This is a genomic window from Rhizobium sp. KDH_Rht_773_N (assembly GCF_052946295.1).
In genome coordinates, this window is record NZ_CM129525.1 from 831,187 (window position 1) to 851,989 (window position 20,803).

Below are 20,803 nucleotides of genomic sequence, written 5' to 3' on the forward strand. Positions count from 1 at the left end.
CCGATGGATTTTCCTGGCCGGATGTCCATGTTCGAGGAAGAAACCGATGCGCCTATCTATTCTGCCGCTTCTTGCCGTTCTGGCAATTGGGCTTGCCGCCTGCCAGACGCTGACGCCCGAAGAGCGGCGGGCGCGTGACGAACAGACCTGCCTCGGTTACGGCTTCAAGCGCGGAACGGACGGGTTTGCCACCTGCCTGCAGCGCATCGATCTCGACCGTCGCGCCCAGGCCCGCTACGACAGCGACTGGGTGATGGCCGACATGGCCTATAACCTGAACGGTCCCTACGTCTATCCGCGCTATTACCGCTACCGTCACTGAGCGGCCGCGATCACCGCCTGAGCCGCCGCAAGCCGGGCAATCGGCACGCGGAAGGGCGAGCAGGAGACGTAATCGAGGCCGATCGTCTCGCAGAAATGGATGGAAGCGGGGTCGCCGCCATGTTCGCCGCAGATGCCGAGCTTCATGTCATTGCGCGTGCGCCTTCCGCGTTCGGCGGCGATGCGGATCAACTCGCCCACCCCATCGAAATCGAGCGAAATGAAGGGATCATGCTCGATGATGCCCTTGCGCTGGTAGGTGGGGATGAAGGCTGAGGCATCGTCGCGCGAAATGCCGAACGTGGTCTGCGTCAGGTCGTTGGTACCGAAGGAGAAGAATTCGGCGGCTTCCGCGATGACATGGGCGCGCAGTGCCGCGCGCGGCAGCTCGATCATCGTGCCGACCAGATAATCGATGCGCATTCCGGCTTCCGACATGACATCCTGCGCCACCGCATCGATCTTCGCCTTCACATAGTCGAGTTCGGAACGCAGGCCGACGAGCGGCACCATGATTTCGGGCACGACGGCTGCGCCCGTTTCCTGGGCCGCGGCGACCGCCGCCTCGAAGATGGCGCGGGCCTGCATCTCGACGATTTCAGGATAGGAGATGGCAAGACGGCAGCCGCGATGGCCGAGCATGGGGTTGAACTCGTGCAGCGCATCGACACGCTGGCGCAGTGCCGAAGGCTCCATGCCCATGGCATAGGCGACTTCGGCAATCTCCTCGTCCGTCTTCGGCAGGAATTCGTGCAGCGGCGGATCGAGCAGGCGGATCGTTACCGGCAGGCCGTGCATGACGCTGAACAGGCCGGTGAAATCGCCCCGCTGCATCGGCAGGAGCTTGTCGAGCGCGCCGCGCCTGCCCTTCTCGTCCTCGGCCAGGATCATCTCGCGCATGACATGGATGCGCTCGCCCTCGAAGAACATGTGTTCGGTGCGGCACAGGCCGATGCCTTCGGCACCGAAGGAGCGCGCGGCGCGGGCGTCGGCGGGCGTGTCTGCGTTGGTGCGCACGGTCATGCGGCGGGCGCGGTCCGCCCAGCCCATGATGCGGCCGAAATCGCCCGACAGTTCCGGCTGGATCATCGGCACTTCGCCCTTCAGCACCTGGCCGGCGGACCCGTCGATGGTGATGACGTCGCCCTTTTTCAGCGTCACGCCGACGCCGATCAGCCGCTCGTTGCGGGCGTCGATGCGCATGGTGCCGGCGCCGACCACGCAGGGGATGCCCATGCCGCGGGCAACGACGGCCGCATGGCTGGTCATGCCGCCGCGCGTCGTCAGAATGCCTTCGGCCGCATGCATGCCGTGAATGTCTTCCGGGCTTGTCTCGACGCGCAGCAGGATGACCTTGCGGCCTTCCGCTTCCGCCTCGACGGCCTCTTCCGCCGTAAAAACGATCTCGCCGGTCGCAGCACCGGGCGAAGCCGGCAGGCCGGAACCGATCACCTGACGCCTAACGCGGGGATCGATGGTCGGATGCAGAAGCTGGTCGAGCGTCGAAGGTTCGATGCGCAGGACCGCCTCTTCCTCGGTGATAACGCCTTCGTCCACCATGTCGACCGCGATCTTCATGGCCGCCCGCGTCGAGCGCTTGCCGGAGCGCGTCTGCAGCATCCAGAGCTTGCCGCGTTCGATGGTGAATTCAATGTCCTGCATGTCCCGGTAGTGGGATTCCAGCTCGGCGCAGATGCGGCCGAACTCGGCGAAAGCCTCCGGCATCAGCTTTTCCATCGAGGGCTTTTCGGAGCCCGAGGCGATCCGCCCCTCCTCGGTGATGCTCTGGGGCGTACGAATGCCGGCGACGACGTCCTCCCCCTGCGCATTCACCAGGAATTCGCCGTAGAGGATCTTCTCGCCCGTCGAGGGGTTGCGGGTAAAGGCAACACCGGTGGCCGAGGCATTGCCGAGATTGCCGAAGACCATGGCCTGGATATTGACGGCGGTGCCCCAGGATTCCGGAATATTGTGGAGCTGTCGGTAGGTGACGGCGCGTGCGCTCATCCAGCTCGCAAACACCGCGCCGACGGCGCCCCAGAGCTGTACCGCCGGGTCCTGCGGGAAGGCTTCGCCCAGTTCCTCCTCGATCAGCGCCTTGTAGAGCGAAACGACATGCTGCCATTCGGTGGAGCTGAGTTCGGTATCGAATTCGTGGCCGAGACGTGCCTTCTCATCCTCGAGAATCTCCTCGAACAGGTCGTTGCCGAGCCCCATGACGACATCGGCATACATCTGGATGAAACGGCGATAGCTGTCCCAGGCAAAGCGCGCATCGCCGGCATCGTGGCCGAGCGCCTGCACCGTCTCGTCGTTCAGCCCGAGGTTGAGCACCGTATCCATCATGCCCGGCATGGAAACGCGCGCACCGGAGCGGACCGAGAGCAGAAGCGGCCGGCTGCCGGCGCCGAACCGGCGGCCGGTCATCTCCTCGATCCCGGCAATGCCCGCAAGCACCTGCCGTTTCAGCTCGGGATCGATCCTGCGGCCGTTCTTGTAATAGGTATTGCAGGCTTCGCTGACGATGGTGAGGCCGGGCGGAACCGGAAGGCCGAGACTGCACATTTCGGCGAGATTGGCGCCCTTGCCGCCAAGGATCTCCTTGTCTCGCGCCCGGCCTTCAGCCTGCCCGTTGCCGAACGTATAGACCCACTTGGTCATCTTCCCCCCAACACCATTTCGGGGACCAGCTTAATCCCTTGGTGTTGAAATGAAAATCGACAAATGCGGCGAAATGTTGCGCTGCACAATAAATGCCTAACGGGATGCAAAATCAAACGATTGAAACTCTTGTTTTCGCATGTCGTTACCGCAAAACCGCTTCGCACTTTTGCGCGACATGCTTTGTTTCTACGCATGTCGTTACCGCAAAACCGCTGCACACTTTTGCGCGACATGCTTTGTTTCTACGCATGTCGTTACCGCAAAACCGCTGCACACTTTTGCGCGACATGCTTTGTTTAAGCGCATAAAAAAAGCTTTGCGGGACTGCAACAACGGTCCCGCAAAGCCTTGTTTCCGTCCGGCCAGGAAAACCGGACGGGGGGTCCCCACAATGCCTCGCGACTTTCAGCGTCTCACTCAACCCGAAAGCGGCATTGCAAATTCTACAGAACGCAACGACCGATTGCTACTTATCCGTAACGGCGCGGTTGCGATAAAACAACTTCTAATGCAATGCGCGCAAAAGAGCATCACCCAAATGGGGTACGTACCCGATGTCGGAGTGACCTTTTTTGGTCTTTAATTAAAATGCCGGCTCAAGCCGTTTCGCGCAGACGCTCCGCAGTCTGCAAATCGACCGAGACGAGCTGAGAAACACCCTGCTCGGCCATTGTGACGCCAAAGAGGCGATTCATGCGGGCCATGGTGATGGGATTGTGGGTGATGATGACGAATCGGGTCTCGGTCGAGGCCGCCATCTCGTCCATCAGGTTGCAGTAGCGTTCGACATTGTGGTCGTCGAGCGGCGCGTCCACCTCGTCCAGCACGCAGATCGGCGCGGGATTGGTGAGGAAGACGGCAAAGATCAGCGCCATCGCGGTCAGCGCCTGTTCGCCGCCGGACAGCAGCGTCATGGTCTGCGGCTTCTTGCCGGGCGGGCGGGCGAGGATTTCGAGGCCGGCTTCCAGCGGATCGTCGGATTCGATCAATTGCAGTTCCGCCGTGCCGCCGCCGAAGAGATGGGTGAAGAGGCGCTGGAACTGGGCGTTGACGACATCGAAGGCGGCGATCAGCCGTTCGCGGCCTTCGCGGTTCAGGCTCTGGATCGCGCCGCGCAATTTCCGGATCGCGTCGATCACGTCGTCGCGTTCCTTGATCAGCGCTTCCAGCTTATCGCTGAGTTCCTTCTGCTCCTCGTCGGCGCGCAGGTTAACGGCGCCCAGACGCTCGCGTTCGATGCGCAGCCGCTCCACCTCGCGTTCGACCTCACGCGGATCGGGCAGCGTCTGCAAGCCCGGCCGGCCGGCAAGGCGCAGCGCCTCATGCGGCGCAACGTTCAGCGTCTCGCGAATGCGCTGCTCGCTCTCCTGCCGCTTTTCGCGGGCGGAGACGAGGCGCTCCTCGGCGCGGCCGCGGCGCTCGCGGCTTTCGGCGAGTTCGGACAGCGCCGTTGCCGCCTTGTGGTCGGCATCGCGCTGCAGCAGTTCGGCCTCGGCCAGCAGATCGGCGGCGTGGCGGCGGGCTTCCTCGGCCTTCTGCAGTTCCGTCAGCAAGGCACGGCGCTTGTCGTCGAATTCGTCCGGCGCCATTTCCAGCTCGGCTGCCTCCTCGCGGGCCTCTTCCTCGCGATCGCGCAGCGTGGCGATATGGTCCTCGGCGCTGGCGGCGCGCTGGCGCCATGTCTCGCGCTCCTGGCCGATGGCGACGATGCGGCGCTGGCGGGCCTCGTTCTCCCGGTTCAGGCTCTCGTGGCGGGCGCGGGCCTCGGCAAGCGCGCCGCGATCCGTCGCCACCTCGGCCTGCTGGAAGCGCAGCCGATCGTCGAGCGCGGTCAGATCGGGCGCATCCTCCAGCTCGATGCGGGCATTTTCTTCCTGAACCGCGACATCCTCGAGCTGCGCCTGCAGCTGGCTGACGGCTTCGGCGATGACATCGCGGCGGCGAATGAGATCGCCGGAGGCGCGCTCGGCGGCGGCGAGCGCTTCGCGCGCCTCGGCCAGATGACGGGCGGACAGGCGGCTTATATCGCGGGCTTCGGCAAGCCGGCGCTCCTCGTCGCGGATGCTGTCTGCCGCAGAGGCCAGACGCTCCTCCGCTTCGGCCAGAACATCGCGCGCGAGCTCGGCCTCGCCTTCCAGCTCGGACAGGCGGTTCTTCTGGGCAAGGCGGAGCGCAGCCGCACTCGGCGCATCCGCGCCGGTGACGTGGCCGTCCCAGCGATAGACGGCACCTTCCTTCGTGACGAGGCGCTGGCCTGCCTTCAGGTCCTTCACCAGATTCGGTGCGTCGGCGGCAGCGACCAGACCGATCTGGCGCAGGCGGCGGATCAGCGCGGCGGGCGCACGGACATGGTTCAGCAGCGGCTCGGCGCCAGGAGGCAATGCCGGATCGCCAGCCCCGTCGCCATTTTCCGACCAGTGGGCGGGCGCGTTCGGATCGAGCGGGGATTCGAGATCGTCTCCAAGCGCGGCTCCGAGCGCCGTCTCGAAACCGCGATCGACCTTCAGCTCTTCGGCAACCGGCGGGAACTCGCCGGCCGCAGCGCCGGCCAGCATGCGCTGGATGGTGCGCGCTTCCGTTTCCAGCGCATTGAGCCTGCTGCGCGCCTGCTCGACCGGCGCGCGCGAAAGCGCTTCCGTCTCGCGCGCCCCGGCAAGCGCCTGTTCGACCGCCTGGATCGTCGCTTCGGCATCTGCGACGGCAATCTCGCCGGCCTCGACCATGGCGCGCTTTTCTTCCGGGTCCGGAAGGGTTGCGATCCTTTCTCCGATGCCGGCGAGTTCGCGGCTGGCATCGTCCATCTGGCGTTCCAGCCTGAGCTTGCGGTCGGCGAGGTCGCGGATGGCGCGCTCCAGCTGATTGCGTCCGGCTGCGGCCTCGGCGCGCTCTGCGGTCAGGGCGGTGAAAATGCGTTCGCTGTCGGCGAGTTTGGCGGCCGCCTCTTCGAAAGCCTGCCGCGTTTCCTCGGCATAACGACCGGAATCGGCCAGGATTTCGGCGATGTCGGCCTCTTCCGCATCGAGCCTTGCAAGGATTGCGGCGTTGTCGGCGACAAGCCGCTCTTCACGCCGGATGTCTTCGGCGAGCTGGGCGAGACGGCGGGTGAGTTCGTCGCGGCGACGCAGGATGCGGTTGGCATCCTCCTCGAGCTGGCTGCGGGCGATCTGCAGGCGCTGCAGGGCAGCGGCGGCGCGCGCCTCGCCTTCGCGCAGCTCCGGCAGTTTCAGGCTGGCAATGCCCTGGTTCTTCGCGGCATCCATCTGGATCTGCGCCTTCTCGGCAACGACGACGGTTGCCTGGTTGAGCGCACTGTCGGCTTCGGCCTCGGCCTCCTTCGCCTGCACCCAGCGGATATGGAGCAGCATGGCCTCGCGGGCGCGGATGTCGGCGGAGAGCGTCTTGAATCGGTTTGCCTGGCGGGCCTGGCGCTTCAGGCTCTCGATCTGGCTTTCAAGCTGCGAGGTGACGTCATCCAGCCGCTCCAGATTGGTCTCGGCGGCGCGCAGGCGAAGCTCGGCCTCGTGGCGGCGTGAATGCAGGCCGGAAATGCCGGCCGCCTCTTCCAGGAGCTGGCGGCGGGCCTGCGGCTTTGCGGCGATCAGTTCGCCGATGCGCCCCTGCCCGACCATGGAGGGAGAACGCGCGCCGGTGGAGGCATCGGCAAAGAGGAGTTGCACGTCCTTGGCACGGCTTTCCTTGCCGTTGATGCGGTAGATGGAGCCCTGCTCGCGCTCGATGCGGCGCGTGACCTGGATTTCGTCGCTGTCGTTGAAGGCGGCGGGGGCGACACGCTCGCTATTGTCGAGATAGAGCGCGACTTCGGCCGTGTTGCGCGCCGGACGGTTTCCCGAACCCGAGAAGATCACGTCGTCCATGCCGGACGCACGCATGTTCTTGTAGGAATTCTCGCCCATCACCCAGCGCAGGGCCTCGACGAGATTGGACTTGCCGCAGCCGTTCGGGCCGACGACGCCGGTCAGGCCGCGCTCGATGACGAATTCGGTCGGTTCGACGAAGGATTTGAAGCCGACAAGGCGGAGCTTGTTGAACTTCATGCCGCAGCCTCGCGCTGCACATACGAAAAAGCGGGCGCACGGCCTTGACCGTCGCCCGCCTTCTTAAAACGGTACGGATCAGAGGAGGCTGTCGATGAGGGCCGACATGGTGTCAACCGGCATATCTCCAGAATAGCGCTTGCCATTGATGAGGAACGTCGGCGTGGCGTTGACGCCAAAATCCTTGGAACCCCTTTCCCGCGTGGCGTTCACTTCATCCAGCAGTTTCTGGTTCGTCAAGCACTTCGTGAAGCTATCCTCAGTAAATCCGGCGAGCTTGGACATCTGCAGCAGCGCCGCACGGCCATCATCGGCAGCGGCCCAGACCTGCTGCTGCTTGAAGAGCATGGCGACCATCGGGAAATACTGTTCCGGCGTCGCAAGCTCTTCCGGCTTCTGCGGGTTGCAGCGGGCGAGCATGAAGGCGGCGGCGGCGCGCGGATCGAAAGGGAATTCGCGCAGTACGAACTCGACCTTGCCGGTATCGACGTATTTCTGCTTGATGGCATCGAAGGTGGTGTTGTGGAAATGGGCGCAATGCGGGCAGGTCATCGACATATATTCGACGATCTTGACCGGGGCATCGGTCTTGCCGAGCGCCATTTCCGGCAGCGCGCCGGGCGTCATGACCTTGGCCATGTCCACATCGCCATCCGGCTGCGGGATTTCCGGGGCTGCCTGCGCCGTCCCATAGACCGCGATCGACGCGGTTGCGGCGGCGACACCGCCCAGAAGCTGGCGTTTCGTCAATTGCATTTCAGAGATGCGCATGGGTTCCCCATAAACAAGTGTGGCAGCTGCTTGTGCGATATAACGGCCAAGAGCCGCTAACAAGGCACGCTTCGCCAACTTTCTTCAAAGAATTGTGACCTGCGAAAGACGAAACCGCAGATCAGCGAACAAATCAATCATTCGCGAAATGCTGAGGGGACGTTTCGCCCGGCATAAAAGAACCGGACGATCTGTATTTCATCCTGCCGGACGCGATAGGCGATCGTAACCCGCTGTTCGAAGACCAGGATCCGGATACCCGGGGCGAATTCATCGCGCCTGGCACCCCGCTCCGGCATGGCTTCCAGCGACATGCAAAGGCTTCTCAGTCTGCGGATGAAGCCGATGGCGCGATCCGGGCTGTCGCGGGCGATGAACTCGTAGATGGCAAGAAGATCACCTTCCGCCTTGGAGCGAAAGACGACCTTAATCGCCAATGCGGCCAGTCCCGATCCGGTCGGCATGCAGCCGTTCGATACGGTCAAACACCGTTTCCGCATCGATATCAGGACTGGGTTCCTCGAGCGCCTCGAGGATCTTTTGCCTCATGATCTCGTTGACCGCTTCCTCCTCGCGGTCAAGCGCCCGCAACGCGGCACGCAGGACCTCGCTGGCGGAACTATAGGCTCCCGATTCCAGACGAGCATCGACACTTTTCTGCTGGTTACCCAATGTGACCGTAATTGGCTTGCTGCTGCGCATGGCCTGACCCCTGTTCGGTGCATTACAGTGTAATGCACTATCCGGTTGGCGCCAACAGAACGGGGACTATTATCGAGGCTTTTTTCCGAGAACCGCCGTGCCAAGCCGCGCGATCGCCTGCCTGATCTTTTCGTCCTCCAGGCCCTGCATCATGCCCTCCAGCCTGCGGGCGGCCTCGCCCTTCAGCGGCGGGGGAGTGCGGGAGCGTTTGACCGGCTGGTAGACCGGCTTCTGGACGATGCGGAGCTGGTGGACGGCGGCGAAACCGAAGAAGCTGTTGATGCGCTGGATCAGCTCGCCCTGCGCATGGGTGAGGAAAAGCGCACGCGCGCCCTCGCAGGCAACCGTCAGCACGCCGGGGCGAAAGCTGCCGTCATCGCCGCCGCGCGCCCAGGCGATCTTTTCCGGCCGGGTGCAATCGGCAAAATCCTCGCCGGCGATTTCGTCCCAGGAGCCGAGCAGCGCGCTGTTGATGCCGGCGCGGCGGGCGAGAACGGGATCGATGATGCCGTTCGTCAGCTCGGAAATCTGCTTCTCACCTTTGCGTGGATAAGTCATCTAAACCCTGATAAGCGACGTCCGTTCGAAGCCGCCGGCTTGATCGCGCCGCTTTGCTTCGCCAAGTATAGAGCACTTCCCCCGACCGCGGCAAATAATGAGCACACGCACACCGGACGCGCCCACCGCCTCCCCTCTTCTCCAGTGGTACGACCGCCATCACCGCGACCTGCCCTGGCGGGTTTCGCCGCCGATGGCAAGGCGCGGCGTCAGGCCCGATCCCTATCATGTCTGGCTGTCGGAGGTGATGCTGCAGCAGACCACGGTGCAGGCGGTCAAACCCTACTTCGCCAATTTCCTGGCAAAATGGCCTTCGGTCATCGATCTCGCACGGGCGCCGGGCGAAGAGGTCATGGCGGCCTGGGCGGGGCTTGGCTATTACGCGCGGGCGCGCAACCTGAAGAAATGCGCCGAGGCCGTTGCCAGCCAGCATGCCGGCGTTTTTCCCGATACCGAAGAGGGCCTGAAAGCCCTGCCCGGCATCGGCGACTATACGGCGGCGGCGGTGGCGGCGATCGCCTTCAATCGGCAGGCGGCGGTGATGGACGGCAACGTGGAGCGGGTGATCTCGAGGCTCTATGCCATCGCCACGCCGCTTCCGGCCGCAAAACGGCTGATGCGTCAGAAGGTGGCGCTGCTGACGCCGGACGATCGGCCCGGCGATTTCGCACAGGCGATGATGGATCTCGGGGCCACGATCTGCACGCCGAAGCGTCCAGCCTGTTCGCTCTGTCCTTTCAACGGATCGTGCGAGGCGCTGAGGTTGCACGATGCCGAACGGTTCCCGGTCAAGGCCGCGAAGAAGGAAAAGCCGGTCCGCCGCGGCGCGGCCTTCGTGGCGGTCACGTCCGATGGGGATATCCTGCTGCGGCGGCGAGCCGAAAGCGGGCTTCTCGGCGGCATGACGGAAATCCCGACGACGGCGTGGACGGCACGGCAGGACGGCGAAACCTCTGCGGAAGCGGCGCCTTTCAAGGCCGGATGGGAAAGCGCCGGCACCGTCACCCATGTCTTTACCCATTTCGAGCTCAGGCTTTCGATCTTCCGCGCGGCGATTGGCGAACGCGTTCAAACCGATGACGGATGGTGGGAGCCGGTTACAAATCTTGAAGCCCAGGCGCTGCCGACTATCATGAAAAAAGCGATCGCAGCCGCTATTCCTCTCGCGTTCAAAACAGCCAAGGGATGATTATGGCAACCGACATCAAGCATATCGTTTTCGATATTGGCAAAGTTCTTATTCATTACGATCCGAATATTCCTTTCAGCCGCCTTATTCCCGACGAGGCCGAGCGCAACTGGTTCTTCGCCAATGTCTGCACGCACGACTGGAACATCGAGCAGGACCGCGGCCGCACCTGGGCGGATGCCGAGGCATTGCTGATCGCGCAGCATCCGACCCGCGAAGAGCATATCCGCGCCTTCCGCAAGAACTGGCACGAAATGGTGCCGCATGCCTATGAGGACAGCGTTTCGATCATGGAAGGCTTCATAAACGAAGGCCGGGACGTGACGATGCTGACGAATTTCGCCTCCGACACGTTCCGCGAGGCGCAGGAGCGCTACCCCTTCCTCAAGAAGCCGCGCGGCGTCACCGTTTCCGGCGATATCGGCCTCATCAAGCCCGATATTGCGATTTATGAAACGCATGCGAAGAGCTTCGGCCTCGATCCGGCCGCCACGATCTTCATCGACGACTCGCCGGCCAATGTCGAGGGCGCCAAGGCGGCCGGCTGGAACGCCGTTCTCTTTACCGGCGCCGACAAGCTGCGGGCGGATCTCGCAACCTTCGGGCTGAAGGCATAAGCCATGGCCTTCGATCCCGCAGCCGCCATCGACCGTTTTCACGCGGCCATCAACGCGCTCGATTTTCCCGAGATCGAGAACTGGTTCGCCGAAGACGCGACCTATGTCTCGAACGGCGTCGGCAGCCTTGCCGGCCGGGCCGCGATCATGGCCGCCTTCCGCCGTTACTTCGACGACTACCCGGATCAGACGGCGGAAAACTCGCTAGTGGAAACGCTGACGCCGCTGTCGGGCCGGGCCGTCTGGTCGGTGCGGGCAACGCATAGCAGGACCGGCAAGCCGCTGATCCGCGAAGGCGAGGAAACGATCACCTTCAACGAGGACGGCAAGGTCACGCGCGTCGACGTGACCGATTACCGGGACTTCTGAGGCGGGATCGGAGCTCTGTCGCCATTCTGCAATTCGCACGCAGACCTGCTGCGTTGCCGAAATTGCCCTGAAACAAGAAGCCCGGGGTCTTCGGCCCCGGGCATCCTTTGTGCGTCTTCCGTAACTGGAGGTACAAACCGGAAGACGCTTCGTCCCGTCCTCGCAAGGATGTGGCTCAATCCACCTTTGCGAGGTCGCTGCGGATGATGGACCGCAATTCGTCGATCGGGCGCAGGGATTGCCCGTCGTCGAAATGCCAGAAGGTCCATCCGTTGCATGCATCAAGGCCCTGCACTTTCGCGCCAAGGCGATGAATGGAGCCGGCCTCGCCGCCGGAAGCGACAGTGCCGTCGGCGCGCACCACGGCGCTGTAGCGGCGTTTCGCATCGGTCAGCACCTGACCGGGCTTGATGAGACCGCTTTCGACCAGCACGTTGAAGGCGACGCGCGCTTCGGCCTTCTTGCCGGTCATGACGGTCAGTTCCGCCTTGCCGAGCGGCTCGACGGCGGCGATGCGGGCGGATGCCGCATCGATATATTCCTGCTCGCGCTCGATGCCGACGAAGTGGCGGCCGAGACGCTTGGCGACGGCGCCGGTCGTTCCCGAGCCGAAGAAGGGGTCGAGGATGATGTCGCCGGGTTTCGAGGAGGCCATGATGACACGGGCAAGCAGCGCTTCCGGCTTCTGCGTCGGATGCACCTTCTTGCCGTCCTCGCCCTTCAGGCGCTCATTGCCGCTGCAGATCGGGAAGAGCCAGTCCGAGCGCATCTGCACGTCGTCATTGGCGGCCTTCATCGCATCGTAGTTGAAAGTGTAACCCTTGGCCTTGGCATCGGGGCTTGCCCAGATCATCGTCTCATGGGCGTTCTGGAAGCGGCGGCCCTTGAAATTCGGCATCGGGTTGGTCTTGCGCCAGACGATGTCGTTCAGGATCCAGAAATTCAGGTCCTGCAGCGTGGCGCCGACGCGGAAAATATTGTGATAGGAGCCGATGACCCAGATCGTGCCCGTCGGCTTCAACACGCGGCGGCAGGCGAGCAGCCAGGCGCGGGTGAAGGCGTCATAGGCTTCGAACGAGGCAAACTGATCCCATTCGTCGTCGACGGCATCGACCAGCGACTGGTCCGGCCGGTGCAGCGTGCCGCCGAGCTGGAGGTTGTAGGGCGGATCGGCGAAGATGACGTCAACCGACTGGTTCGGAAGAGCCTCAAGGGCTGCAACGCAATCACCCTTGATGATCGTGTCGATCCAAGAGCCCGGCTTTACGGAAGTCTTGAGATCGGCAAGCGGGAAAACAGACGCCATGTAGATACTCGCTCATACGCTTTACGCTTAACTCTCCGTTATGGTTACGCAAGTTGGTTACTAAAGCCTGAAGCGCCGATCCGTTTCGGGAAAATATTCCGCTTCGGGTTCGAACGGGAGGCGGGCCTGAGGTTCGGCCCGCCCCGGTTTCACTCCGCCGCCTGCGGCCTGTGCGCCTGGCGGCTGTCCTCGGGCGCCCCGGCCCGTTCGACCATGCCGTAATCCCTGACGATATGGCCGATGCGCAGGCGGTAATCGGCAAAAATGCCGCTGCGGCCGGCCATCTGGGCTGCCCGATGGGCTTCGCGATTGCGCCATTCCTTCACCGCCGCCTCGTCGCGAAAGAAGGAGAGCGAGAGGATCTTGCCGCGCATCGTCAGGCTCTCGAAACGCTCGACAGAGATGAAGCCGTCGATCGTCTCGAGTTCGGACCTGAGTTCGCCGGCAAGGTCCAGATAGCGATGGCGCTCGCCGACATAGGGGATGACCTCGAAGATGACGGCGATCACGGCAGCACCAGCTTCGCATGCGGTGCCGAGACATTCGTCAGGAAGATGCGGTCTTCCTTGAGGATGAAGTGTTCGCGGCGGGCAAATTCGTAGTTTTCCCGGCCGAGCGGATCGGCGGCAAGCCTTGCGCGATAGGCCTCGTAGGCCGCGAGGCTTTCGATATTGTAGACGCCGTAGGCCGTCGTCGCCGAGCCCTCGTGCGGACCGAAATAGCCGATCAGGTCGGCGCCGTTCCTCGGGATCGCCTGCCCCCAGTTGCGGGCATATTCGGCGAAAGCCTCCTTGCGGAAGGGGTCGATCTCGTAGCGGATGAAGCAGGTGATCATCGGTTTTCTCCTTTCGTGTCAAAGGCGTTTTCGCACATTGCGGCACGAGAATGCTTCGGTTACGATCGAAGTATGAAAGAAGGACCCGACATTGCGCAGATCGGCGCGCTCATCGGCGACCCAGCGCGGGCCAACATGCTGGCGGCGCTGACCGGCGGCCGGGCGCTGACGGCAACCGAGCTTGCGGCGGCCGGCGGCATCACGCTGCAGACGGCCAGCACCCACCTGTCGAAGCTGGAGACCGGCGGTTTGCTGGCGCAGCGCAAGCAGGGGCGGCACCGCTATTTCACGCTGGCCGACGAGGCCGTGGCCCGGCTGATCGAAAGCATGATGGGGCTTGCCGCCAGCCGCGGGCATCTGCGCCACCAGCCCGGCCCGAAGGACCCGGCGCTGCGCAAGGCGCGCATCTGCTACGATCATCTGGCCGGCGACTACGGGGTGCGCATGCTGGACAACCTCGTCGCTTCCGGATCGATCGACGCCATCGGCGACGGGCTTGCGGTAACGCCCAAGGGCGAAAGCGAACTGCAATGTATCGGCATCGACGTCGGCAGCCTCAAATCCTCGCGCCGTCCGCTCTGCCGCTCCTGCCTCGACTGGAGCGAGCGCCGCGCCCATCTTGCCGGCAGCCTCGGCAAGGCCCTGCTTGCGAATTTCATGGAAAAGGGCTGGGCGCGGCGAGTGCCGGAAAGCCGCTCGGTGGTCTTTTCACCGGAAGGCGAGCGGCAGTTTCTGAAGCTGTTTCCGCTGGAGAGCTAACAGGGCGCGACCAGCGTGTTCCTGAAACGGTCGCGGGCGACCGTGCTGCAGAGTTCGCTCCATTCGCAATCCTCGCAGGCCTTGCGGGTGAGGTCGGCCGCGAAGCCGCGGCGCAGCCTTTTCAGGAGGGCCTTGTCGGGAATGAGGCGAGCGCCCTGCTCTATCCGCACGCCGAGAAACTTTGCGACGGCCTCAGCGGCCGCTTCGTCCCTGGCCTTCGGCCCGGGCAGAAGGCAATGGGCCGAAGACTGCGACATCAACGGTGCGCAGATATCGTCGGGGCCGGAGACGATTTCGATCTCCTCTCCGGCCGAGAGGCGCTCTGCGATGCGGCGGTAGTTGGCGGTGAAGGCCGGAGTGTAGCCTTCACCGACGAATGTCAGCATGCAGAGCAGATGGTGGGCGCGCAGCCTGACGGTCAAGGCACTATGCCCGGCCGCCATAGATACGGATGCCCTTGAGCACGGCTGCGGCAAGCGCGGATTTCAGCACGCCGCCGAGAATGAAGGGGGCGACGCCGAGCAGCCAGCCCTTTTCCGCGCCGATCAGGGAGGCGAGATAGAGGCCGCCGAGCGCGAGGCAGAAAATGTTGGCGGCGAGATGGGCAGTGAAGCTTCGGACGATGTTGTCGCCGGTCCAGCCACGTTCGGCGAGCCAGCCGACCATCAGCGCCATCAGCGGAAAGGCGACGAGATAACCGGCCGTCGGGCCGGCAAAGGGCGCAAGTCCGCCGGAACCGTTTGCCAGGACCGGTGCGCCGAGCATGGCTTCGCCGAGCCAGGCAAGAACCGTGAGCGTGCCGAGGCGCCAGCCGTAGAGCGCGCCGATCATGGTGACGGCGAAGGTCTGCATGGTGATCGGAACAGGCACCATCGGCACCGCGATCTGCGAGGCGGCCGCCAGCACCAGCGTGCCGGCGAGAACGAAGAGGTACTTGACCGCAAGCGACCGGGCGGAAAGGCGCAGCGGATCGAAAACGATGGTACGGGGCTGGTCAGAGAGGGACATGAATTTCTCCTTTCAAAATTATAGATAATTTTTGATTCCCATCTATTTGATGGCGGAGTTTTTTCGGCAACGCAAGAGAGGGCACGCGAATTTCGATTATGAGCAGACAACAGCCGAGCGCGGGCCTGGATGAAAACACCTGTAGATCAGGACATTTCACGCATTCCAAAATTATCTATAATTTTTCGGGTATCAGCCGACGATGGCAAAAGCTTCGCGCTCGCCGCCCTTCTGGGCGGGCTGCGGCGCGCGTCCGATCCACTGCACGTGCTTCTGCAGGATAATGGCCGCCTCCTCCGCCTTGCCCTGGCGAAGGGCGGCAAGGATGGCGCGGTGGTCGTGATCGGTGCGCTTTTCCCAGCCCGAACGCCAGGCCGAGAAGAGGAAGCGGGCGCTTGCGGCATGCAGGTCGTCGATTGCAGCCAGCAGGCGCGGCATGGCGCAGGGGGTGAGGATGAGGCGGTGGAAACGGCGGTTTGCCTCCTCCCAGGCATGCACGTCGGCGGCGGCATCGCCTTCGCGCGTCGCCTCTTCCGCAGCGTCGAGGATGGCGGGCGTCAGGTGGCGGGCGGCATGTTTGAGGGCGAGCACTTCGAGGGCGGCACGCATTTCCGCCACCTCGCGCACTTCGGCGAGGTCGAAGGAGGCGACACGAACGCCGCGGCGCGGCTCGCTGATCGCCAGCCCCTGCGCCTCCAGCCGGCGGAAGGCCTCGCGCACCGGCACATGGCTGGTCTCGAATTCCTCGGCAATATGGTCCTGGCGAAGACGGGCGCCGGGCGCAAGCTCGCCGTGAACGATTCGTTCGGCAAGCACGCGGGCGATACGCGCGGCGATGGTGTTGTCTTCGGGTTCCCTGCTCATTGCCATCCAGTAGCGAGCGCCGCCGGCCTTGTCGAGGTGGGATGACAGTCGCACCCCGCAAAGCTGCCCGCAGCGCGCATTCCAGCCATGCCCCGCCATCGGTTGAGCTTTCGGCCGCCATCGTGTAAAGCCGCATCATCCCCGAACAAGGCATGAGTATATGGACGGCTTCGACCTCATCATCTTCGACTGCGACGGCGTTCTGGTCGATTCCGAAATCATCGCGGCAAACGTGGAATCGGCACTGCTGACGGAAGCGGGCTACCCGATCAGCGTCGAGGAAATGAACGAGCGCTTCGCCGGCCTGACCTGGAAGGACATTCTCTTCCAGATCGAACGCGAAGCCAGCATCCCGCTCTCGGCCTCCCTCATCGACCAGTCGCAGAAGCTTCTGGATATCCGGCTCGAACAGGAAGTCCAGGCCGTTCCCGGCGTCGAACTCGCCATCAGCCGCCTTGCGATGAAGCGTTGCGTCTGCTCGAATTCCTCAAGCCAGCGGCTCGACATGATGCTGGGCAAAGTGGGACTCAAGAAACTCTTTGCGCCCAATATCTTCTCCGCCAAGGATCTCGGCCCCGACCGGGCCAAGCCGAAGCCGGATATCTTCCTGCACGGCGCAAGCCAGATGGGCGTTTCGCCTTCCAAGACCGTCGTCGTGGAGGATTCCACCCACGGCGTCCATGCCGCGCGCGCTGCCGGCATGCGGGTGATCGGCTTTACCGGCGGCTCGCACACCTATCCCTCGCATGCCGACAAGCTGACGGATGCGGGTGCGGAAACGGTGATTTCGCGCATGAGCGACCTTCCGGGCGTCGTGGCGGCATTGGCCGAGTGGGAAGGCGTGCTCTAAGGGCAGCGGTCTTGCCGGATGCCGCCTCCAGGGGGGGGGGGGGGGGGGGGCGGCAGGCCTATTCTTAAAAAACCGACCCCTGCCTGCAAAAGCGGGCCTTGCCGTCGCAAAGAGCCGAGAGCCAAGAGCCGAGCCTGTATCAGCGCCTGGCGCTCAGAGCATTTCCGGCGAGGATTGAAGCGCCCGGGATGCTCTATCTCTTTGTTTCCAAGCAATTCCGGACGCAAAACCACTTCACATTTTTGCTGGAATTGCTTTAACTGCTCTTCTTCTTGGAATTCTTGGCGGGCTGATTGTCGAAGCCGACATTGACGCGCACCAGCGCGCCCGAGCCGACCGGCATCTTGACGCCTTCGTGGCGGAAGATGACCTGCGTGGCGGGCGAGCCCGGCGGAATCTGCGTCGGGAAGTTGACGACTTCCGACGACAGAACGTCCTGGCCGTCCAGCACGGAGATGCGGATCGGCAGCGTGACCGGACCCGGCGTTCCGCCCGGACCGGCGACGAGGCGAAGCTGGGCCACGACGGTCATCGACAGCGCCGTATCGTTCAGCGTGCACTGGCGGGTATAATCCCCGAAAGAGGCCTGGAAGACCACCTGCTGCGGGTCGCCTGTCTTTGCGCCCTTCGCATAGGTGCGGTAGATCGCGTCCTGATCGCGCATGAAGATCTGCGGGCAGGCGCCCTGGACGACGGGAGCGACATTGCCCTGCGCCGTGACGCCGGTGCCGATCGGGGTCTGGTTCGACGACGGATTGGCCGGAGCGACCGGCATGATCTGGGCGTTGCCGTTCGGCTGCAGCGGCGCCGGGCCGCTTGCCGCTGCCGTCGCATCAGGCTTGCTGTCGCCGCCGAGGCCGAGCGAATTGCATCCGGCAAGAGCGGCAAGGAGCGATGCGGAAACGATGAGACGAGAGACCTTGCCGAGCACGATATTCCACCCCTTGCGAACGCTTTTCTTCTAGGCGCCTGCGACTTTCGCGCAAGGCCTTTCATGACAGTTGGCGATGGTCTATATCAGCGGCGCAAAGAAAAATCGATTGGGTAAGCACCGTTTTGATGCACTTTTCGGCGCCGGATGCGGGCAACTTCAATAGGATACCTGCGACAATGCCCCGGCAGGCCGGCAAGCTCCCTCTTTTCGGCGGCGCGACGACAGGCCGTTTTCCGCCCGAAAACTCTCCAGCCATAGATCAAGGATGACGAACGTGGACTATATCTCGACCCGCGGCGAGGCCCCTTCCCTCGGCTTTTGCGACGCCCTTCTGGCAGGGCTTGCGCGCGACGGCGGGCTCTACGTTCCGCGCAAATGGCCGAGCTTTTCCAAAAAGGAAATCAGGGCGCTGCGCGGCAAGACCTATCAGGAGATCGCGTTTGCCATCCTTTCACCCTTCACCAACGGCGAAATCCCTGACGATACGTTCCGGGCGATGATCGACGAGGCCTATGGCACGTTCCGCCACCCGGCGATCGCGCCGCTGGTGCAGACGGGCCCGAACAGTTTCGTCATGGAACTGTTCCACGGCACGACGCTCGCCTTCAAGGACGTGGCGATGCAGCTTCTCGCCCGCCTTATGGATTATGCGCTGGAAAAGCGCGGCGAGCGTGCCACCATCGTCGGCGCCACCTCGGGCGATACCGGTGGTGCCGCAATCGACGCCTTTGCCGGGCGTGAGCGCACCGATATCTTCATCCTCTTCCCGCACGGCAAGGTTTCGCCGGTGCAGCAGCGGCAGATGACGACATCCAGGGCCGCCAACGTGCATGCGCTGGCCGTCGAGGGCAATTTTGACGATTGCCAGAACCTCGTCAAAGCCATGTTCAACGATGCCGCCTTCCGCGACAGGGTGAGGCTTTCCGGCGTCAACTCGATCAATTGGGCACGCATCATGGCCCAGATCGTCTATTATTTCACGACGGCAATCGCGCTCGGCGGGCCGGACCGGAAGATCTCGTTTACGGTGCCGACCGGGAATTTCGGCGACATATTCGCCGGCTACTGCGCCAAGCGCATGGGCCTGCCGATCGACAAGCTCGTGATCGCCACCAACGAGAACGATATCCTGGCCCGCACCCTCAAGACCGGCCGCTACGACATGAAATCGGTCAAGGCGACGACCTCGCCGTCGATGGATATCCAGATCTCCTCCAATTTCGAGCGGCTGCTGTTCGAGGCCTACGGCCGCGACGCCTCCAAGGTGCGCGCCGCCATGGAAAGCCTCAAGCAATCCAACGGTTTCGAGATCGCGCCCGAAGCGCTGAAGTTCATCAGGAAGGACTTCCGCGCCGGCCGCGCCAGCGAGCGCCAGGTGGCCGAAACGATCCGCAAGACCTATGCCGAGACCGGCTATCTGCTCGATCCGCATTCGGCGATCGGCGTCTTCGTCGCCGCCAAGCGGGAAAAGCCTGATACCCCGATGGTGACGCTTGCCACCGCCCATCCGGCGAAATTCCCCGCCGCCGTAAAATCCGCCTCCGGTATTGACCCGGCGCTTCCGACGTGGCTTGCTGATCTGATGCACAGGGAGGAGCGCTTCCAGATCATTGAGCCCGAGCTTAAAGCGGTTGAAACCTTTATCGGCAAGCATGCCCGCAGCTAGATGACGGCAGGCGCAGAAAGATAGCACATGACAGTTGAGTGCACCCGGCTCAAATCCGGGCTGACAGTAGTCACACAGACCATGCCGCACCTGGAAAGCGTCGCGCTCGGAGTCTGGATCAAATCGGGTTCGCGCAACGAAACGGAAGACGAGCACGGCATCGCCCACCTGCTCGAACATATGGCTTTCAAGGGAACCGCGCGCCGTTCGGCCCGCGAAATTGCCGAGGAAATCGAGGATGTCGGCGGCGAAGTGAACGCGGCGACCTCCACCGAGACGACCTCCTACTACGCCCGCGTCCTGAAGGATCACGTGCCGCTCGCCGTCGATATCCTGGCCGATATCCTGACGGAATCCGCCTTCGAGGAAGACGAGCTGGAGCGTGAGAAGCAGGTCATCCTGCAGGAGATCAACGCCGCCAACGACACGCCCGACGACGTCGTCTTCGACCGCTTCTCGGAAGTCGCCTATCGCGGCCAGACGCTCGGCCGGCCGATCCTCGGCACGCCGGAAACCGTCGTTTCCTTCACGCCGCAGCAGATCCGCGCCTATCTCGGCCGCAACTATACGACCGACCGCATGTTCGTCGTCGCAACCGGCGCCGTCGATCACGACGAATTCGTGCGCATGGTCGAAGACCGCTTTGCGGGCCTGCCGAGCGAGCCCACGGCGCCGCCGGTCATGGAAACCGCCCGCTATATCGGCGGCAATGTGCGCGAGCCGCGCGACCTCATGGACGCGCAGATCCTGCTTGGCTTCGAGGGCAAGGCCTATCATGCCCGCGATTTCTACTGCTCGCAGATCCTCGCCAATATTCTGGGCGGCGGCATGTCGTCGCGCCTGTTCCAGGAAGTGCGCGAATTCCGCGGCCTCTGTTATTCCGTCTACGCCTTCCACTGGGGTTTTTCCGATACCGGCATCTTCGGCATCCATGCCGCAACCGGCGGCGAAAACCTGCCGGAACTGGTGCCCGTCATCATCGACGAGCTGCACAAGTCGGCAGATACCATTCACCAGAAGGAAATCGAGCGCGCCCGCGCGCAGATCCGCGCCCAGCTTCTCATGGGCCAGGAGAGCCCTGCCGCCCGCGCCGGCCAGATCGCCCGGCAGATGATGCTCTACGGCCGCCCGATCTCCAATCCGGAGATGATGGAGCGGCTGGAGGGCATCACCATCGAGCGGCTGACCGATCTTGCCGGCCGGCTGTTCTACGATACCGTGCCGACACTTTCGGCAATCGGCCCGCTCGAGCAGCTTGCCCCGATGGAAGACATCACCGCCTCGCTTTCGGTTCCGGCACCGAAGACGAAGCAGGCAAGCCGCTGACCGCATCCG

At 63.5% G+C, this 20,803-nt stretch carries 21 protein-coding genes; 8 read left to right on the top strand and 13 right to left on the bottom strand.

Annotated elements, in window-relative coordinates; translation table 11 throughout:
• The first annotated feature begins 46 nt into the window (after positions 1-46).
• Positions 47-322: a hypothetical protein gene (locus ACU8HS_RS04330; RefSeq protein ID WP_447015468.1), complete on the top strand. Its 276-nt coding sequence runs from the start codon at positions 47-49 to the stop codon at positions 320-322.
• On the opposite strand, the gene ppdK is transcribed toward ACU8HS_RS04330, so the two are convergent.
• The 6 genes from ppdK to ACU8HS_RS04360 form a co-directional block, all read right to left on the bottom strand.
• Entirely contained in the window at positions 316-2,982 is a 2,667-nt protein-coding gene (gene ppdK / locus ACU8HS_RS04335) for a pyruvate, phosphate dikinase (RefSeq protein ID WP_447015469.1), read from the bottom strand. The two genes, ACU8HS_RS04330 and ppdK, sit on opposite strands and share 7 nt — an antisense overlap.
• A gap of 599 nt (positions 2,983-3,581) precedes the next feature.
• Entirely contained in the window at positions 3,582-7,040 is a 3,459-nt protein-coding gene (locus ACU8HS_RS04340; protein WP_447015470.1) for a chromosome segregation SMC family protein, read from the bottom strand.
• Positions 7,041-7,118: 78 nt separating this feature from the next.
• Entirely contained in the window at positions 7,119-7,811 is a 693-nt protein-coding gene (locus ACU8HS_RS04345) for a DsbA family protein (protein ID WP_112568391.1), read from the bottom strand.
• A gap of 137 nt (positions 7,812-7,948) precedes the next feature.
• Entirely contained in the window at positions 7,949-8,248 is a 300-nt protein-coding gene (locus tag ACU8HS_RS04350) for a type II toxin-antitoxin system RelE/ParE family toxin (protein WP_112704280.1), read from the bottom strand.
• Positions 8,238-8,513 carry a type II toxin-antitoxin system ParD family antitoxin gene (locus tag ACU8HS_RS04355; protein ID WP_112758228.1) on the bottom strand — a complete coding sequence of 92 codons (276 nt, stop codon included), beginning with the start codon at positions 8,511-8,513 and terminating at the stop codon, positions 8,238-8,240. The genes ACU8HS_RS04350 and ACU8HS_RS04355 overlap by 11 nt, the downstream gene beginning before the upstream one ends.
• Before the next feature lie 69 nt (positions 8,514-8,582).
• Complete coding sequence (locus tag ACU8HS_RS04360) at positions 8,583-9,071, bottom strand: DUF721 domain-containing protein (protein WP_112704284.1); 489 nt, start codon at positions 9,069-9,071, stop codon at positions 8,583-8,585.
• Positions 9,072-9,168: 97 nt separating this feature from the next.
• On the opposite strand from ACU8HS_RS04360, the gene mutY reads away from it, so the two are divergent.
• The 3 genes from mutY to ACU8HS_RS04375 are packed head-to-tail and all read left to right on the top strand — an operon-like array spanning position 9,169 to position 11,246.
• Positions 9,169-10,260 (top strand): A/G-specific adenine glycosylase, encoded by a 1,092-nt coding sequence (mutY, locus tag ACU8HS_RS04365; RefSeq protein WP_447015471.1) that lies wholly within the window; start codon positions 9,169-9,171, stop codon positions 10,258-10,260.
• A gap of 2 nt (positions 10,261-10,262) precedes the next feature.
• The gene (locus ACU8HS_RS04370; protein ID WP_113414458.1) at positions 10,263-10,877 is read left to right on the top strand and encodes an HAD family hydrolase; all 615 of its coding nucleotides are present in this window, start codon (positions 10,263-10,265) and stop codon (positions 10,875-10,877) included.
• A gap of 3 nt (positions 10,878-10,880) precedes the next feature.
• Positions 10,881-11,246 carry a nuclear transport factor 2 family protein gene (locus tag ACU8HS_RS04375; protein ID WP_112704292.1) on the top strand — a complete coding sequence of 122 codons (366 nt, stop codon included), beginning with the start codon at positions 10,881-10,883 and terminating at the stop codon, positions 11,244-11,246.
• A gap of 175 nt (positions 11,247-11,421) precedes the next feature.
• On the opposite strand, the gene ACU8HS_RS04380 is transcribed toward ACU8HS_RS04375, so the two are convergent.
• From ACU8HS_RS04380 to ACU8HS_RS04390, 3 genes are all read right to left on the bottom strand, one after another.
• Positions 11,422-12,552, bottom strand: coding sequence for a DNA methyltransferase (locus ACU8HS_RS04380; protein WP_447015472.1), 1,131 nt, complete (start codon positions 12,550-12,552; stop codon positions 11,422-11,424).
• Between the two features lie 149 nt (positions 12,553-12,701).
• A complete protein-coding gene (locus ACU8HS_RS04385) occupies positions 12,702-13,061 on the bottom strand; it encodes an antibiotic biosynthesis monooxygenase family protein (RefSeq protein ID WP_113414460.1) in 360 nt (119 codons plus the stop codon).
• Positions 13,058-13,387, bottom strand: a complete 330-nt coding sequence (locus ACU8HS_RS04390) for an NIPSNAP family protein (protein WP_113414461.1) — start codon at positions 13,385-13,387, stop codon at positions 13,058-13,060. Before ACU8HS_RS04390 ends, ACU8HS_RS04385 begins: the two co-directional genes overlap by 4 nt.
• Positions 13,388-13,459: 72 nt before the next feature.
• On the opposite strand from ACU8HS_RS04390, the gene ACU8HS_RS04395 reads away from it, so the two are divergent.
• On the top strand, positions 13,460-14,146 hold the full coding sequence (locus tag ACU8HS_RS04395) for an ArsR/SmtB family transcription factor (RefSeq protein ID WP_113414462.1): 687 nt from the start codon (positions 13,460-13,462) through the stop codon (positions 14,144-14,146).
• Here the strand turns inward: ACU8HS_RS04395 and ACU8HS_RS04400 are convergent.
• The 3 genes from ACU8HS_RS04400 to ACU8HS_RS04410 form a co-directional block, all read right to left on the bottom strand.
• Positions 14,143-14,568 carry a DUF1284 domain-containing protein gene (locus ACU8HS_RS04400; protein WP_112568746.1) on the bottom strand — a complete coding sequence of 142 codons (426 nt, stop codon included), beginning with the start codon at positions 14,566-14,568 and terminating at the stop codon, positions 14,143-14,145. The genes ACU8HS_RS04395 and ACU8HS_RS04400 overlap by 4 nt on opposite strands.
• Positions 14,569-14,572: 4 nt before the next feature.
• Positions 14,573-15,154 (bottom strand): biotin transporter BioY, encoded by a 582-nt coding sequence (locus ACU8HS_RS04405; RefSeq protein WP_112758433.1) that lies wholly within the window; start codon positions 15,152-15,154, stop codon positions 14,573-14,575.
• 192 nt (positions 15,155-15,346) lie between these two features.
• On the bottom strand, positions 15,347-16,018 hold the full coding sequence (locus ACU8HS_RS04410; RefSeq protein ID WP_112568367.1) for a GntR family transcriptional regulator: 672 nt from the start codon (positions 16,016-16,018) through the stop codon (positions 15,347-15,349).
• 160 nt (positions 16,019-16,178) lie between these two features.
• On the opposite strand from ACU8HS_RS04410, the gene ACU8HS_RS04415 reads away from it, so the two are divergent.
• Positions 16,179-16,868, top strand: a complete 690-nt coding sequence (locus ACU8HS_RS04415) for an HAD-IA family hydrolase (protein ID WP_447015473.1) — start codon at positions 16,179-16,181, stop codon at positions 16,866-16,868.
• 256 nt (positions 16,869-17,124) lie between these two features.
• Here the strand turns inward: ACU8HS_RS04415 and ACU8HS_RS04420 are convergent, their stop codons facing one another.
• On the bottom strand, positions 17,125-17,802 hold the full coding sequence (locus tag ACU8HS_RS04420; protein WP_447015879.1) for a hypothetical protein: 678 nt from the start codon (positions 17,800-17,802) through the stop codon (positions 17,125-17,127).
• A 265-nt stretch (positions 17,803-18,067) separates the two neighbouring features.
• On the opposite strand from ACU8HS_RS04420, the gene thrC reads away from it, so the two are divergent.
• Positions 18,068-19,468: a threonine synthase gene (gene thrC / locus ACU8HS_RS04425; protein WP_112568361.1), complete on the top strand. Its 1,401-nt coding sequence runs from the start codon at positions 18,068-18,070 to the stop codon at positions 19,466-19,468.
• Positions 19,469-19,495: 27 nt separating this feature from the next.
• Entirely contained in the window at positions 19,496-20,794 is a 1,299-nt protein-coding gene (locus ACU8HS_RS04430; protein WP_112568359.1) for a M16 family metallopeptidase, read from the top strand.
• Positions 20,795-20,803 lie beyond the last annotated feature (9 nt).